We start from the raw sequence: 15307 nt of genomic DNA, 5'->3' as shown, positions 1-15307 counted from the left end.
TCCGAAAATTCCATCAGGTCGCGCCATGTCAGCTCTCGGCCGCAGGTGTGAGCTGCACCGAAAGATCCGCTGGCGGTGTCTGATACAGGCTGCTGGTCACCAGCGCATCGACGCCACAGCGGGCGTAACGGGCAGCGTTGCCCGAGTGAATGCCGCCGGCGGCAAGAAGCGTCAGGCCGGGATAATCATCGCGCAGCCGTTGACACCAGCTATCAAGCTTTTCGGGTGCTACCTTGTCAAACTGGATACCGTCGGCTCCGGCTGCAATGGCGGTACGGGCCGTGTCCAGCGTTTCCGCTTCGATGATGAGCTTTTTCTCGCAAAGGCGGTTGCCCTGTGCGGCCAGGCGTTCCCGCAATGTAGTCTGCTCGCAGATCAGAGCCTGGTGCTGGGGAAATACCAGCAGTGTTTCCCCCAGCCCCAGACGATGCGGAAGGGCACCGCCCGATAACGCCGACTTGAGTGCAATACGCTTGATCCCGGGCGGGTGTTTACGCGTTGTCAGCACGGCACAGTCCGGCGCTGCCTGGTGCACGCTTGTCACCATGGTGGCAGTAGCAGTGGCGACGCCGCAGGCATATTCCAGCAGGTTTTGCATGACTTTCCAGGCGCGTAGCAGGGCATGAGCGGGGCCTTCAGCACGTATCAGGCAGTGATCTGCAGTTATGGCTGTACCGCTGGCCACAAAATTCAGTGTGTGACCACCACAATGCGTCAGAATTCTGGCTGCTTCTTCGGTGCAGGCGGCGGTAACGTCATCGCGGCAGGTGATGCTGAGCCGTGTTGGCTGGGTATCAAGTTCCAGAGCATGGCTGGTCAGATCAAGCAGCGGAGCATCTTCCGCGATCCAGGCGTCAATGTCCGCTGTGGAAAAAAACACGGATGGTGTCATGAGCGGTTCCTTATAATCGACTCCTAGTGGAATGGCGCCGTCTGAAAGAGTGGAGAACAGCGCCTGTTCCCCTGAGTCCACTGTGCTTCCATGTTGCGTTACATTTTTCGGTGTATATTAAAATATATAACGCTATCCTGGACGAGCGGGAAAGGCAATGACGGCAGTCAGGCGGAAGCGCTATCGCATCGGAGCCTGTAAAGGCGTAATTTGTCTATATGTTTAATGGGTTGAAAGCTGAACGTATTCCGGCCTGGCAGGTGTTGTTTCCGCTGGCGGCCTTGCATGCCGCTGTTGCGGTGCCGCTATCGCTGGGGGCGATGTATGGGATGTTGCCCTGGCTTACGCCGTTGGTGACGCCCGCGGGACATGCGCGCGAGCTGCTGTCCGGTTTTGCGCTGGCGGTGATCGCCGGCTACCTGTTGGGCCCGCTCGGTCGCCGGCAGCTGTGGGGGCTGGTGGCGCTTTGGGCCCTGGGCCGATTGGGCATGGCCGGGGGCGGCTGGCTGGGAATCGCCAGCCTGGCCGATGCGCTGTTTGCGGCGATCGTGGCGTGGTGGATTGTGCCGCGCTTTGCTGCCGCGAAGAAGTGGCGAAATCGCGTTCTGGGGCCGCTGATCGGCGTGATTTGCCTGGTGGCGGTGGTGACTCTGGGCATGCGTTACATAGCCGGCTGGCCGACGTTTTCGCTTCTGCAGCAGGGCGTGTTCTGGCTGGTGCTGTTGATGACGTTCATGGGCGGGCGGCTGATTGCGCCGGCGGTCAACGGCTATTTCAAGCGCTACTTCCACAAAAGCGGTGCGGGGGTGCAGCCCCGGCTGGAAGCGGCGCTGATCTTTCTGCTGGGCGTTCTGCCGCTGACGCTGTGGCTGCCGTATGGGCGCTTTATCGCCGCGCTGCTGGCGCTGGTGGCGGGCGTGCTGGTGGCCTACCGCATACGTGGTTTTGCGCCCTGGCAGTGTCGCAAGCGCCCCGACCTGCTGGCGCCGATGGCGGGCTACGCCTGGCTGGCCGCAGGGCTTTGGCTGTACGCCGTCGCGGTGGTTGGGCCCATGCCGGTCAGCACGGCGCTGCACGGGGTGACCGTTGGCGCCCTGGGAACGCTGTCCAGTTCGGTGATGCTGCGCCAGGCGGTATCCCGGGCGAAGGTACGGCCTGACAGCGAGCGCGTGTTTTTGCCGCTGGTGCTGCTGTTTGCCGGGGCCACTGTGCTGCGGCTGATGGTCTGGAGCCCCGGTAGCTCGGCCGCGCTCTGGGCCGCGGCGCTGTGCTGGAGTGCCGCCTGGCTCGGGGTGGCCTGGCGGCTGAGGTACTGGATTATCGCGGCGCGGAAGCGGGCGTCAGGCCGGTAGCGCGGCGGTGGCGTCGTTGGAGGTCGGGGCCTCCGGCGTTTCCGGCGCCGAGCGGATATCGGGGCGATATTTGCGCATGATGTAGCGCAGCCGCTCCATGACATTGAGGTTGGCCGATTCCATGCGCGCCAGCGCCGCCATGGCGGCGTCGACATCGCCGGCCTGGCGGTGGCTGACGGCGGCGATGGCTTCCTGGTGGACGTCGCGGTGGGGCGCTTCTAGGGCGCGAAAATCCTGGTCATCGTAAAACTGCTGGCTGCCGGTGCCCTGATAATACCACTGGCCCAGCGCGCACTGGGTCTCGTCGGGCAGGTCGGCGGCGGTCTTGTCGGACACCCCCATGAAGATGCGGTAGACGTCCAGCTTGATTTCCAGCTCTTCCAGATTGGCCAGTTCGACTTCGCTGAGCATGGCGGAAAACGACAGCGCTCTGCTGCTTTCCCGGGTGAGGTCGAGCAGCTGCCCGGTGCGCTGCATGACGCGGTTGGCTTCGTGGCTCAGGGCTTCGGCCTTTTGCGCGTTGTCGTCCATGGCGCCGTCGACCTGGTCCGACTGGCGCAGAATGCTGCCGTTGAGCTCGCTGATTTCGCCGGTGGCGCTATGGGTTCGGGTGGCCAGCTGGCGCACTTCGGTGGCCACCACCGCAAACCCGCGTCCGGCCTCCCCGGCGCGCGCCGCTTCGATACTCGCATTGAAGGCCAGCAGCGTTGACTGCAGGGAAATCTGGTCGATGGCCTGAACGAAATTGTTGATGTGGTCGGCATCGCCGCGCAGCACCGAGACCTGCTCGGCCGCGTGGCCGATACGCTGATTCAGCGCCTGAAGATCTTCCAGCATGGCGTTCAGCGCCTGCTGGCTCTGCTGCGATTCGTGGGTGGTATGTGCGGTGGCCTGGCGGTTGCCGAGCAGCAGCGACGAGAGGTCGGTAAAGGATTCGCGCAGCGCGATGACCGAGTCGCCGAAGCCGGTCAGGTTGGTAAACAGGTGCTGATGCAGGCGCTGCTCGGATTCCAGCTCGGTCACACGCGCCTGCAGGCGGTCGCGCTCGGCGCGCAGGGCGTCGGTGTCATCAGTGCGGGAAGACGCCGGAAGCCGGCGTGATCGTTTCCAGAAAGGCATGATACGTCCTTTTCTTGCGTCTTGGCTCGAGTCCTGGCTCGAGAAAGTCGGTGTTGCCCGGCGTCAATACGACCAGACAATGGCCATCAGCAGCCCCCAGGCCAGCACGCCGGCGGCCATTACCGTGTAGGTGGCCGACATCGTGGTCATGTCCTGGCCACGGCGTTCGCAGAGCGCGCCCAATCCCTGGTAGACCAGACTGCACGACACCCCCAACGCCACCAGCACGACCAGCACGTTGAACACCAGGCTGGGAACCAGCAGCGCGATGGCCGATGACCACAGCGGCAGCGGAGCAAGCGCGGCCAGCAGGTAGGCATCCGGGTAGTCGATACTCAGCTCGTCGGCGATGTTGACCACGGTATGGATCAGCCAGCCCATGACGAAAAACGTCAGCAGTTCGGAGAGAAACAGGATGGTCGTGATAAAGCGCCATTGGCGGTCGCCGAAACCGGCCGTCAGGGCATCGCCGTAGTGGGTGCCGGCGTAATACAGCAGCACCGGCGGGATCAGCGACATGGGCAGCACCAGGGAAAAGGCCAGCCGGGCGATGGAGGGCCGGCGGCGTTGCAGCTCTTTCCAGCCCGCCTGGCGGGTGAAGGGGAGCTGGATGACGTTGGCGGGATTCATGGCGGTCACCTCTCGGGGTCGCAACGGGCCGGTAGGGCCCGCTATTCGTCAGTTGGATAAAAATATCATACTATGATGTATTATGTTCAACCTTTAGGCTCGACCCGGTGGTTTGTCAAGACGTGTTTTTCAAACTGTGTTTGTCAAACCGTGCTGGTCAAGCCGTAGCCCGCCAGGTGGATCGTCGAGATCTCTGGCGGTTATCGTGAATAACCCTCAATAGTGGAAAATGCCGATGTGTGACGACTCTCTTTCCCTCCAGGACTTTCAGCAACTGTCGTCGTTTCGTTACCAGCTGCGCTGTTTTCTGCGTCACAGCGAGGATGTTTGCCGTCAGCACGGCGTAACGCCGCTGCAGTATCAGCTGTTGTTACACCTGCTGGGGGGCAGGGAGCGTCAGTGGGCCAGCATTGGCGAGCTGGCCGAACGGCTGCAGGCCAAACACCACGGCACCGTCATGCTGGTGGACCGCTGCGAGCAGTCGGGTCTGGTCAAGCGCGCCCCGGGGCGTGAAGACCGCCGCCGCAGCGAAGTGCATCTGCTGCCGCGCGGTGCCGAGCTGGCGCGCCTGATTGCCACCGAACACCAGCCCGAGCTGCGTCAGTTCAAGGACCGGTTTTCGCGGATCGACAAGTCCGGTCTGCTGTCGACGTTCGGCTGATAAAGGCTGATGTGCGTCAATACGCGAACCGGCTGGCGCATGCTTCCCTGAGGTTGGCAGGCAGACGCTTCAGGCGCTGGCCTGGCCTGTTAACCCGCTTTCCCATCTGCTTTTTTATCGGCTCGGGGGGCCATCTATGAAGACAACCCGCCACAACGACTGGGACCCGCGCAGCGATGCGGTGCAGAGCGACCAGATTGAAGCCTATGACGCGATGCGCGAACGCTGTCCCGTCGCGTTCAGCGACTATCTGCAATGGTCGCTCATGCGCCACGATGACGTGATGCGCGTGCTCGAGGACCACACTACCTTCAGCAACGCCGCCAGCCGTCATCTGTCCGTGCCCAACGCCATGGATCCGCCCGATCACACCCGTTTTCGCCGGATTATCGAGCCGTACTTCAACGATGCCGCGATGGCCGAGTTTGCCCCTCGCTGCCGGGCGATTGCCGAAGGCGTGGTCGACCGGCTACCGCGCGACGGTGAAGTGGAAGCCATGGCGGCCATGGGGCAGGACTTCGCGCTGGAGATTCAGTGTGCCTTCATGGGCTGGCCGGCCAGCCTGCACGAGCCGCTGCGCGATTGGGTCAAGCGCCAGCAGGCGGCCACTCTGGCCGGTGACCGCGAGGCGCTGGGCAAGCTGGCGCTGGAGTTTGACGGCGTGATCCGCGAGCGTCTGGCCGTGCGTCGCGGTATGGATACGCCGCCGGACGACGTCACCACCCGGTTGATGCACGAAACCGTGGACGGCCGGCCGCTGACCGACGCAGAGCTGGTCAGCCTGATGCGCAACTGGACGGTAGGCGAGCTGGGGACCATTTCCGCGAGCATCGGCATACTCATGCGCTTTGTGGCGGCCCACCCCGACTGGCAGCAGCGCCTGCGCGACGAGCCGGAGATCCTTCCCGACGTTATTGATGAAGTGCTGCGGCTGGACGCGCCGCTGATGTCCAACCGGCGGATCGCCACCTGCCCGGTGAGCGTTGGCGACCGGCAGATGGAGCAGGGCGAACGCCTGACGATTCTGTGGGGCGCGGTCAACCGCGACCCGGCTGTCTTTCCCGATCCCGATCACGTACGCCTGGACCGGACGTCCGGCCGCAATCTGCTTTACGGCGCGGGCGTGCACGTTTGCCCCGGGGCGCCGCTGGCGCGTATGGAGCTTTTATCCTTCATGCAGGCGTTGATGGCTGCGACACAGGACCTTGCCCTGATCGAGGAGGATCCGGCAGTGCGGGCGCGCTATCCCGCCGGCGGCTATGACCGCGTTCCGCTGTACGTGCGCCGATAAGTCGCAGACGCGGCCCGAGCGTTTTCAACAGGGCTTTTTGACCTTTATCAACCTTTTATCATGGAATATGCTTTATCCTTAAAGATGCATAGCATTAGCACCTTTATTCGCTGTATCCGTTTCCGTTGTCCGCCGACCGGGCAGGCAGACGGGCCAGCAACAAAACCGGCAAGTAAAAAACGGGCAAGTAAAAAATGGGAAAAAGGGGGAATGACTCATGGCCGAAGGTCTCACCAGGTCAGCGGCCCGCAATATCTTCTACGGCGGGTCGCTGTTCTTCTTTCTGCTGTTTGCGGCGCTGACCGCACACAGCCACTGGTACATGGTGACGGAATCCACCGACAGTGCCGAGTTGACCGAGTCGGTCAAGCACGGCAAGGAAGTGTGGGAAGAAAACATGTGCATCAACTGCCACACCATCATGGGAGAGGGCGCCTACTTTGCCCCGGAGCTGTCCAACGTCTGGTCGCGCTACGGCGGGCGTGAGAAGCCCGAGTCGGCGCGTAACGGCATTGCCGCCTGGATTCGCGCCCAGCCGCTGCAGGTGCCCGGGCGCCGCAAAATGCCGCATTTCGACCTGAGCGAAGAGGAAATGCAGTCGCTGATTGATTTCTTCGAATGGACCGACGGCATTGATGCCCAGGACTGGCCGCCGAACGCTGCCGGGTAACGCAAGGAGACCACACCAATGAAATATGAAACGCAAAAGGTGGCGCTGCCGTTCTTCATGGTCGCCATGGCGCTGTTTGCCCTGCAGATCGTGTTCGGCATGCTGGCCGCCACGGTGTATGTCTGGCCGGATTTCATGTCCAGCGCCATGCCGTTCAACATCATGCGCGTCAGCCATACCAACCTGCTGATCGTTTGGCTGCTGATCGGCTTCATGGGTTGCACCTACTACCTGATGCCCGAAGAGGCCGAGCACGAGATTGCCAGTCCCTGGCTGGCCTATCTGCAGCTGGGCATTTTTGCCTTTGCCGGCGCGGCGGCGCTGGTGGGCTACCAGATGGGCATTCACGAAGGCCGCGAGTTTCTCGAGCAGCCGTTCTGGGTCAAGGTGCTGATCACCATTTCGTTTTTGATCTTTCTGTTCAACACCAGCGCTACCCTGGCAAAAGGGCGTAAAACGGCGATCAACATGGTGCTGATGCTGGGGCTGTGGCTCGCGGCGATTTTCTGGCTGTTTGCCTTTTACAACCCGACCAACCTGTCGGTGGACAAGCTCTACTGGTGGTGGGTTGTCCACCTCTGGGTCGAAGGCGTCTGGGAGCTGATTCTGGCCGCGCTGCTGGGCTATCTGGTGATCAAGATGACCGGCGTGGACCGCGAGGTGATCGAAAAGTGGCTCTATGTCATCGTCGGGCTGGCGTTGTTTTCCGGCCTGCTGGGCACCGGCCACCACTATTACTGGATCGGTGCACCGAGCTACTGGCAACCCATCGGCAGTATCTTCTCGACCCTGGAAGTGGCGCCGTTTTTCACCATGGTGATGTTTGCGTTCACCATGTTCTGGAAAGGCACGCGCAACCACCCCAACAAGGCCGCCATGCTGTGGACGCTGGGCTGCCCCACGGTGGCGTTCTTTGGTGCCGGCGTCTGGGGCTTCATGCACACCCTGCACTGGGTCAACTACTACAGCCACGGCACCCAGGTCACCGCCGCCCACGGCCATCTGGCGTTCTACGGCGCCTACGTGATGATCATCCTCGGCGTGATCACCTTCGCCATGCCGGCGCTGCGCCGCAGCCAGCCGTATAATCAGGTGGTCAATATGTGGGGCTTCTGGATCATGACCGGCGCCATGTGCTTCATGACCTTTACCCTGACCTTTGCCGGCGTGGTGCAAACCCACCTGCAGCGCGTGCTGGGCATGAACTACATGGAGGTGCAGGACCAGCTGGGGCTGTTCTACGCCATGCGTCTGGGGACCGGTGTCGCCGTCGCGCTTGGCGCCGGGCTGCTGATCTATTCGTTCTTCGGGCCGCGGCGAGTACAGCTGCCCGATGGCGGTACCCAAATGACAGCAGGCCAAAACAGCGCCTGATTTTGACAAGGGCCCCGCACGGGGCCCTTTTGCCTTCCTGTGATTGTGGCGGTTGCCGGCAAACCGCCGGGTAACCGCCCTGTGTATCGACAATCGCTTTTTTCAAAGCCGGGAGTTTTCCATGCCTGAAACGACCCCGTCCTGCGTGCCTGACGAGATGGAAGTGCCCTACTACCAGAGCGTGGGGCACGAATGCCGCCTGTTCGAGCAGGCCTTTGACCAGCATCTTCCGCTATTGCTCAAGGGCCCTACGGGCTGCGGCAAGACGCGTTTTATCAGCCACATGGCGGCTCGGCTGGGCAAGCCGCTATATACCGTGTCCTGCCACGATGACCTGACCGCGGCCGACCTTACCGGGCGCTACCTGTTGCAAGGCGGCGAAACCCGCTGGGTCGACGGTCCGCTGACCCGCGCCGTGCGCGAAGGCGGCATCTGCTACCTCGACGAAGTGGTGGAAGCGCGCAAGGACGTTACCGTGGTGCTGCACCCGCTCACCGATGACCGCCGGGTGCTGCCGCTGGAACGTACCGGCGAGCTGCTCGAAGCGCCGGACGACTTCATGCTGGTGGCCTCGTACAACCCGGGCTATCAGCATATCCTCAAGTCGCTCAAACCCAGCACCCGCCAGCGCTTTGTCGCCATGTCGTTCGACTTCCCGCCGCCGTCGGTGGAGCGCGACATCGTCGCCCGGGAAAGCGGCCTGTCCGCCGAGCGCTGTGCCGCGCTGGTCAACCTGGCGGCCAGCCTGCGGGGGATGAAAGGACAGGATCTGGAAGAAGGGATTTCCACCCGCCTGCTGGTCTACTGCGCCACGCTGATCCGCGCCGGCATGCCCATCGTCGAGGCGGCCCGGGCCACGCTGGTCGAGCCGCTTTCCGACGACGCCGATGTGCAGGAGGGGCTGATGGAGGCGGTTCGCGCGACCTTCGACTGAACGCCTGGCTGATTCGGTTTCATTCACGCTTTCATGGGCTTGCAGGAGGCCGCCATGCTGGATTTTCTTGAGGTCGAGGAGTTTGTCGGCCGCCACTGGCACCGCTGGGCGTCTCGCGCGGAAAGCTACCCGGACTACCCCGAGGCAGCGGTGATGCTCGACGACGTGCTGCCGGTGCTCGGCGTATTTTTCCGCGCTGCCGGCGGCGATGCCGGGGTCGAAGTCGCGCCGATCCAGCGCCGGGCGTCCCGCCACCGGCTCAGCCTGCGTCAGCGGCTGGGGCTGGACGAAGAAGCGCTGGACCAGGCTCGCCGGGACGAGGACCATCTGCTGCTGCCGCCCCGGCTGGCGCTGTTTGACGATGCGCGTCTCAACCGTGATCTGTATCTCTGGTTGACGGCCTACCTGGCCGAGGTGCAGCCGATCTCGCTGCCCGACGACCCGCTGCAGGCGGATATCCGCCGGCTTCAGGAAGCACGACGCCGATGCCGGGCGGCGCTGACACGCTTTCCCGGTCTGCAAGCGCGCTATACCGCGCTTTGCGATGCTCTGCTGGCCATTCGCCCGTACCGCCGGCGCCTGCCGCCGGTAGAGGCCGCGCTGGAAACCGTGCTGCGTGCCGAGCTGGGCGGGCCGGCGCCGGCTGACGAAACGGCGCTGGCGCTGCAGCGCGCGGTACGCGATAGCCATGCCTCGCTGGAGGCGTTTGACGCCCCCCGAGGCTATCGTCCGCCGCTGCCGGTGCCGCTCTGGGGCAGCGCGGTTTACGTGGGGACCCGGGAGCCGCTCGAGGACAGCATGGCAGACGACGACGGCGCCGAGCTCAAGACCCGCGACGAGGACGAAGACGACCAGGGCAAGCGCCAGGCCGATCGCCGCGAGCAGGACCAGGCCGACCGCGACGATCCGTTTATGCTCAACGCCTCGGAAAAAATGCTCTCCTGGGCGGAGATGGTCAACCTCAACCGCGATGTGGATGACGACGACGAGGATGCCCGCCAGGCGGCCGACCAGATGGATGAAATCGTGCTCTCGCCCAACCGCAAGAAGGCGGCGTCGAAGCTCAAGCTCGACCTCGATCTGGCGCCCGACGAGGCCAGCGGCGGGCGGCTGAGCGGCCGCCATGTCTACCCCGAATGGAACCACCGCAAGCAGCGCTACCTGCCCGATCACTGCCTGGTGTTCAGCGAAGAGCACAGCGAGGAGGGCGAGGACTGGACGCCTGACGAGCTCACCCGCCGGCGTATTCGCCGGGTGCGCCGCGAGTTCGAGGCGCTACGCCCCCGGCGCGAGCTGTTGCGCGGTCAACTCGACGGCAGCGAACTGGATATGGACGCGGTGATCCGCGCGCGCTGCGATCTGGCCGCTACCGGCGAGTCCAGCGACCGGCTGTATCTCGACAGCCGCACCCAGGCGCGGGATCTGGCGGTATCGATTCTGGTCGACGTTTCGCTGTCGACCGAGGCCTGGCTGGATGATCGCCGGGTGCTGGACGTGGCCAAGGAGGCGCTGCTGGTGCTGGGTCACGGCCTGGACGGCTGCGGCGACGACTATTCCATCCACAGCTTTACCTCCCAGCGCCGGCATAAGGTCTTCGTCAATACGCTCAAGGACTTTGATGAGCCCATGAACGATCGGGTAACCCGGCGCATCGCGGCGCTCAAACCCGGCAGCTATACCCGCATGGGGCCGGCGATTCGCCACCTGGCCGCCGGGCTGGCCAAACGCCCTCAGCGTCACCGGCTGCTATTGATGATCACCGACGGCAAGCCCAACGACAACGACTACTACGAAGGCCGCTACGGCATTGAAGATACCCGCAAGGCGGTACTCGAAGCCCGCCGGGATGAGGTGCGCGTGTTTGGCGTGACCATCGACCGCCAGGCCGGGCAGTATATTCCGCGCCTGTTCGGGCGCGGCGGCTATGCCATCGTCCAGCGCCCCGAGCATCTGGCGGTGGCGCTGCCGGGCATTTATCGCCAGATTATCGCCACCTGAACGCCGGAGCCCAAGGAGACTCGCCATGTCGGCTTCCTCGCTGCAACGCTTCAACCGCGTGCGTTTGTGCCTGGCGCTGGTCGCCTGGCTGGCCTGCGCCGTCGCCATCGTGCTGCCGCTGGTGTGGCTGATCAACAACCGCGACTGGGGCGTGGCGCTGATGCTCATCATGCCCGTGGTGGTGTACGCCCTGATGCGCCTGGCCCGCAGGCTCGAAAGCTGGGCAAAAAGGGCGTCAGGCAAGACGTGAAAAAGATGTCAGGGAAGGGCTTGAAAGCGCTCTTGAAGAAGGTCGGTGAAAGCGCTCTTGAGAACGCTGGTCAAGAGAGTCGGCACGCCGGCCGGTGGCGCTACATCAGGCGGGCGTAGAGATAGCCCGCGCTGATGAGCAACAGCGTCAGCGTAATCATGCCGATAAAAGCGCCTCGCCAGGCGCCGGTAGACTGGCGCAGATTCAAATACACCAGCAGAATCTGCCGGGCCTTGAACCCGGTGACCAGCACTACCAGTGCCGCCGACCACAGCGGCAGCGCCTGCCAGCCGTCCTGATCCAGCCGCGCCGACACCATCGACACGATCGTCAGCGCCATCAGCGTCGCCCAGGTGGTCAGCAAGCGGCGTGTGCCGGGCATGATCGTCATGGGTTGATTCTCTCCTGTCGTCTGTCGTGTAGCAGGCGTGTCGAGTAGCAGGGCTTAGCGCAGCAGATACAGCAGCGGGTAGAGCAGAATCCAGATCAGATCCACCATGTGCCAGAAGGCGGCGGCGGTCTCGACGTTCTCCCGGTTGGTGCGCCAGCTCACCAGCGCCAGCAGCACCAGCCCGAAAAGGACATGGGCAAAGTGAAAGGCCGTGAGCCCGAAATAAAAACCGAAGAAGGTATTGGTTTCCGGCGTAATACCCGCGGCAAACTTGCCGGCGTATTCCACCCCCTTGATCGCACCGAAGACCACCCCGAGTCCCGCCGCGCCGGCCAGCCATTGGCGGGTGCGGCGAATCCGCCTCGCTGCCACGGCTTCCACGGCGAACGCGACCAGCAGCCCGCTGGTCAGCAGCACCATGGTATTGAGCCCGCCCATGAGCGGGTCCAGCTGCTGCTGAGAGGTATCAAACAGAGCCTGTTGGGCGGCGCGCTCGGTGATATAGAGCACGAAAAACGCCATGAAAACGGCCAGCTCGCTGAGGATCAGCACCCACATCAGCGGGTTGCCGGGCAGCGCCGACAGCGGCCCCCAGCCGGGGTTGGGCAGCGGGCGGGCCGCCGGCGCCGGGTCGTGCCGGGTCATGGTTCGGCCCGCCGAGCGCGTGTACCGCCAAACGCCAGGCTTCGTGGGCGGGGGATCGGGCGATTGGCCATCAGCCGGGCTACGCCGATGCCGCAGCGGCCGACCAGCCAGATCATGCAAACGGTAAAAAACACATAGCCCAGCGCCCAGGGCGCCATGGGCGAGATGCCCGTCAGACCCAGCAGTTGCCAGACCAGCGTAAACACCAGGCCGGCGATTATGCCCAGCCAGAAGGTGCGCAGCTGAAACTGCAGGTGGCTTTGTACCCAGGGCGCGGCGCGGCGCAGCCGCAGGTGCGCCACCAGCGCCCCGACAGGCGCGGTGAATACGATCATGATGCTCCCCAGCAGCAGCCAGTAGACCACCACGGCTGCCGCGCGGCCGGGAGCTTGCTTGTCCAGTGTAGGGTGGTCATCGGAGGGTGGGGGCGCGCCAGGCGCGGTAGAAGCGTCATGAGTATCGTCAGCGGCGGACATGAGTCACCTCGGGAGTCAGCAGCCGGCACCGCCGGTATAATGATGTATTCCGAATGCTACTATCCTGAATACTACTATATCGGGGAAGCGGTTCGCGAACCCGGCGGCATCCGGCCAAAAGAAAGGCCGACGCTGAAGCGCCGGCCGAAGAGGAAAGGAGAAGCGATAAAGTTGAGAAAAGATCAATAGTGACGTGAAAGCGTCGGAACGGCAGGGTTAACGTACCGCGATCAACACTGGCTGCATCGATTGCGCCTGCTGCATGGCCGTGGATGGCGTATGCGCCTGGGCAAACCCGGCAAAGGCAAGGGCGGCAGCAAAAAACAGTGTGAGAAGGGCAGTACGTAGCATGAGATGGCTCCTGACGTCGACGTATAAAATCAATGAAAACGTAGCTTTGAGACGTAGCTATTTGGGAGTGGCTTTGCTTGTGCGGAGTGGGCGTTGGTATAAAACGACCGCCTTGAGAAAAGCCATCTAGCGTGTTTCGCGCGTGAATCTACCAACTTTGCAAAGGGAACGCAAATGCGCGGCGGCAACACCCTGAAAACCCCGTCGTGGCGCCTTCGGCGGGCGGTATTAAAAGGCCGGACTCGGCCCGGGGATTAACTTTCCGAGGCGTTATGGGCACACTGGTCCATTGGTAGGGTGGCCGGTTATAACAGCCGCCAACTTCAGGCCGGTGGCCACGTTGACGGTACCGATTGTTGACGGTGCTGATGTCGTTTCAACGATGGCCGTGCTGTGGTTATTCCATGAATTCAGGAAGGAGTGAAACGTATGAAAGCGGTTGCGTTAACGCAAAATCTGCCCGTGGACGACCCCCGAGCGCTGCAGGACCTGGCGCTGCCCGACCCCGAGCCGCTGGCGCGTGATCTACTGGTAGCGGTCAAGGCGGTATCGGCCAATCCCATTGATACCAAGCTGCGGGCGCCCAAAGGCGACGAGACTGACCGGGAAGAAAGCGCACCGCGGGTCCTGGGGTTTGATGCCAGCGGCGTGGTCGAGGCTGTGGGCCCGGAGGTGACGCAGTTCAAACCGGGCGATGAGGTGTATTACGCCGGCGATGTCACTCGTTCCGGCTCGAACGCTGAATATCAGTGCGTGGACGAGCGCATTGTCGGGCATAAGCCGGCCAGCCTGAGCTTTGCCCAGGCCGCCGCGTTGCCGCTGACCACCATCACTGCCTATGAGGCCTTTTTCGAGCGTTTGGGCATTGATCGCGACGGCGCGAATGCCGGGCAGAGCCTGCTGATTATCGGCGCAGCCGGCGGCGTGGGCTCCATTGGCATCCAGCTGGCGCGGGCCGCCGGACTGGACGTCATCGCCACCGCCTCACGGGATGAGACGACCCGCTGGGTCCGTGAGCTGGGCGCGCAGCACGTGGTCAATCACCGCGAACCGCTGGTAGATCAGGTACGCGCGCTGGGATTCGAGCACGTTGACCACATCGCCATCTTCAATGACATGCGCCACTGGGACGCCGCCGTCGAGCTGATCCGGCCCCAGGGCGGCATTGTCAGCATCGACGCCACCGACCAGCCCATGCCCATGGCCGGCATGAAAAACAAGGCGGCCAGCTTCCACTGGGAGTTCATGTTTGCCCGGCCGATGTTTCATACGCCCGACATGATCGAGCAGCATCGGCTGCTGACGTATGTGGCCGCCGAAGTCGATGCCGGCCGCATTCGCACCACGCTCAATACCGTCATGGGGGCGATCAACGCCGATAATATGCGCCAGGCCCACGCTCTGATCGAGACCGGAACGGCCAGAGGCAAGGTCGTGCTCGAAGGCTTTGACTAAGCGCTGATGGCAGCTGCCCGGTTAACACGGTAGATAGTGCTACCGCAGAAGACGGCTTAATCGTATGAAGGCGTAATGACAAAGCCCCGTTCCTGCCAGGCAGGAACGGGGCTTGTTGTCTCGGCTTCGATACAGCCGGCCGATTTACCAGCTCGAGGGTTTTCCGAGGTCATCCAGATGATGCTCGGTGGACGGCAGCCGGGTTGTCTGCTCGCTGTGCGCCATTAGAGCGAACGCGGTTTCGGTCATCGCCGCGCTGTGACCCAGGACGTTGTCGGCATCGACATCGGCCTTGACCGTTTGCGATGCCGGCGTGGCGTCTGCAAGCGGCTCCTGGATGTTCTGGTTGGCCTGCTGGATCGCCATGCTGGCGCTGGCGGCAGCGGGCAGTACGGCGGCAATAATAAAGGAAACAAGCAGTGACTTTTTCATGGCGTGACTCCGTGACAATAATAGGGGCATGGCCTTGACGGCTGCCGCCCCGAAAGAACAACACCATGATGCGCCTGCCTTCAGGGCATGACGAATTGAAAATGTTTATCACGCTAATTAGTTTGCTAAAGATATTGCCCCGGCGATAAACCCTGCGAGTAAGTGATCGGCATCAGTGCCAGTCGCGCGGCTCGTCGCGGTCGCACTTCACGCAGCCAAGCTCAAGGCCCAGCCGCGAACGCCGACCCGCTTCGGTGGTCACCCAGGGCCGCTCGGTCCAGGGCGGCTGATGGCGTACGTGCTGATTGTGCCCGCACGCCAGTTTGGCTACCCAGTGGTCTTCCTCATCCTTGTGATAGCCGACGATCGGTTGCTGCATTGCGGCC

The 15307-nt window shown here is 63.1% G+C and carries 18 protein-coding genes; 9 read left to right on the top strand and 9 right to left on the bottom strand.

What is annotated here, in order from left to right:
* Positions 1 to 28 precede the first annotated feature (28 nt).
* Complete coding sequence (gene modD / locus C793_RS0112300) at positions 29 to 892, bottom strand: ModD protein (protein ID WP_017431252.1); 864 nt, start codon at positions 890 to 892, stop codon at positions 29 to 31.
* Between the two features lie 230 nt (positions 893 to 1122).
* Between modD and C793_RS0112295 the strand changes: the two genes are divergently transcribed.
* On the top strand, positions 1123 to 2244 hold the full coding sequence (locus C793_RS0112295; RefSeq protein WP_245550227.1) for an NnrS family protein: 1122 nt from the start codon (positions 1123 to 1125) through the stop codon (positions 2242 to 2244).
* Here C793_RS0112295 and C793_RS14810 read toward each other — a convergent pair.
* Together C793_RS14810 and C793_RS0112285 are read right to left on the bottom strand one after the other, a co-directional pair.
* Positions 2233 to 3363 (bottom strand): methyl-accepting chemotaxis protein, encoded by a 1131-nt coding sequence (locus tag C793_RS14810; RefSeq protein ID WP_017431250.1) that lies wholly within the window; start codon positions 3361 to 3363, stop codon positions 2233 to 2235. The genes C793_RS0112295 and C793_RS14810 overlap by 12 nt on opposite strands.
* A 63-nt stretch (positions 3364 to 3426) precedes the next feature.
* Positions 3427 to 3993: a YIP1 family protein gene (locus C793_RS0112285; protein ID WP_017431249.1), complete on the bottom strand. Its 567-nt coding sequence runs from the start codon at positions 3991 to 3993 to the stop codon at positions 3427 to 3429.
* A gap of 235 nt (positions 3994 to 4228) precedes the next feature.
* Between C793_RS0112285 and C793_RS0112280 the strand changes: the two genes are divergently transcribed.
* The 7 genes from C793_RS0112280 to C793_RS0112250 all read left to right on the top strand — a co-directional run bounded on the left by C793_RS0112280 (position 4229) and on the right by C793_RS0112250 (position 11171).
* Positions 4229 to 4654, top strand: a complete 426-nt coding sequence (locus C793_RS0112280) for a MarR family transcriptional regulator (protein ID WP_017431248.1) — start codon at positions 4229 to 4231, stop codon at positions 4652 to 4654.
* A 136-nt stretch (positions 4655 to 4790) separates the two neighbouring features.
* A complete protein-coding gene (locus C793_RS0112275; protein ID WP_017431247.1) occupies positions 4791 to 5945 on the top strand; it encodes a cytochrome P450 in 1155 nt (384 codons plus the stop codon).
* 217 nt (positions 5946 to 6162) lie between these two features.
* A complete protein-coding gene (locus C793_RS0112270) occupies positions 6163 to 6615 on the top strand; it encodes a c-type cytochrome (RefSeq protein ID WP_017431246.1) in 453 nt (150 codons plus the stop codon).
* An 18-nt stretch (positions 6616 to 6633) separates the two neighbouring features.
* Positions 6634 to 7989 carry a cbb3-type cytochrome c oxidase subunit I gene (locus C793_RS0112265; protein WP_017431245.1) on the top strand — a complete coding sequence of 452 codons (1356 nt, stop codon included), beginning with the start codon at positions 6634 to 6636 and terminating at the stop codon, positions 7987 to 7989.
* A 121-nt stretch (positions 7990 to 8110) separates the two neighbouring features.
* Complete coding sequence (locus tag C793_RS0112260) at positions 8111 to 8923, top strand: CbbQ/NirQ/NorQ/GpvN family protein (RefSeq protein WP_017431244.1); 813 nt, start codon at positions 8111 to 8113, stop codon at positions 8921 to 8923.
* A gap of 54 nt (positions 8924 to 8977) precedes the next feature.
* The gene (locus C793_RS0112255) at positions 8978 to 10921 is read left to right on the top strand and encodes a nitric oxide reductase activation protein NorD (RefSeq protein ID WP_017431243.1); all 1944 of its coding nucleotides are present in this window, start codon (positions 8978 to 8980) and stop codon (positions 10919 to 10921) included.
* Between the two features lie 25 nt (positions 10922 to 10946).
* Positions 10947 to 11171 carry a hypothetical protein gene (locus C793_RS0112250; RefSeq protein ID WP_017431242.1) on the top strand — a complete coding sequence of 75 codons (225 nt, stop codon included), beginning with the start codon at positions 10947 to 10949 and terminating at the stop codon, positions 11169 to 11171.
* Positions 11172 to 11271: 100 nt separating this feature from the next.
* On the opposite strand, the gene C793_RS0112245 is transcribed toward C793_RS0112250, so the two are convergent.
* The 4 genes from C793_RS0112245 to C793_RS14805 all read right to left on the bottom strand — a co-directional run bounded on the left by C793_RS0112245 (position 11272) and on the right by C793_RS14805 (position 13034).
* Positions 11272 to 11562 carry a cytochrome C oxidase subunit IV family protein gene (locus C793_RS0112245; protein ID WP_017431241.1) on the bottom strand — a complete coding sequence of 97 codons (291 nt, stop codon included), beginning with the start codon at positions 11560 to 11562 and terminating at the stop codon, positions 11272 to 11274.
* Between the two features lie 54 nt (positions 11563 to 11616).
* Positions 11617 to 12207, bottom strand: coding sequence for a cytochrome c oxidase subunit 3 family protein (locus tag C793_RS0112240; protein WP_017431240.1), 591 nt, complete (start codon positions 12205 to 12207; stop codon positions 11617 to 11619).
* Positions 12204 to 12683: a DUF4870 family protein gene (locus tag C793_RS0112235; protein WP_017431239.1), complete on the bottom strand. Its 480-nt coding sequence runs from the start codon at positions 12681 to 12683 to the stop codon at positions 12204 to 12206. The genes C793_RS0112240 and C793_RS0112235 overlap by 4 nt, the downstream gene beginning before the upstream one ends.
* Positions 12684 to 12899: 216 nt before the next feature.
* Complete coding sequence (locus C793_RS14805) at positions 12900 to 13034, bottom strand: hypothetical protein (protein ID WP_017431238.1); 135 nt, start codon at positions 13032 to 13034, stop codon at positions 12900 to 12902.
* A gap of 429 nt (positions 13035 to 13463) precedes the next feature.
* On the opposite strand from C793_RS14805, the gene C793_RS0112225 reads away from it, so the two are divergent.
* Positions 13464 to 14489, top strand: coding sequence for a zinc-binding alcohol dehydrogenase family protein (locus C793_RS0112225; RefSeq protein ID WP_017431237.1), 1026 nt, complete (start codon positions 13464 to 13466; stop codon positions 14487 to 14489).
* A gap of 144 nt (positions 14490 to 14633) precedes the next feature.
* On the opposite strand, the gene C793_RS0112220 is transcribed toward C793_RS0112225, so the two are convergent.
* Both C793_RS0112220 and C793_RS0112215 read right to left on the bottom strand, forming a co-directional pair.
* Complete coding sequence (locus C793_RS0112220; protein ID WP_017431236.1) at positions 14634 to 14921, bottom strand: hypothetical protein; 288 nt, start codon at positions 14919 to 14921, stop codon at positions 14634 to 14636.
* A gap of 172 nt (positions 14922 to 15093) precedes the next feature.
* On the bottom strand, positions 15094 to 15300 hold the full coding sequence (locus C793_RS0112215) for a DUF3565 domain-containing protein (RefSeq protein ID WP_017431235.1): 207 nt from the start codon (positions 15298 to 15300) through the stop codon (positions 15094 to 15096).
* Positions 15301 to 15307: the final 7 nt, after the last annotated feature.

The sequence above is a fragment of the Vreelandella jeotgali Hwa genome (assembly GCF_000334215.1).
In the GTDB taxonomy this organism is placed as follows: domain Bacteria; phylum Pseudomonadota; class Gammaproteobacteria; order Pseudomonadales; family Halomonadaceae; genus Vreelandella; species Vreelandella jeotgali.
Note: the sequence above shows the minus strand (reverse complement) of the source record. Positions and strands in the feature narration are given on the sequence as shown.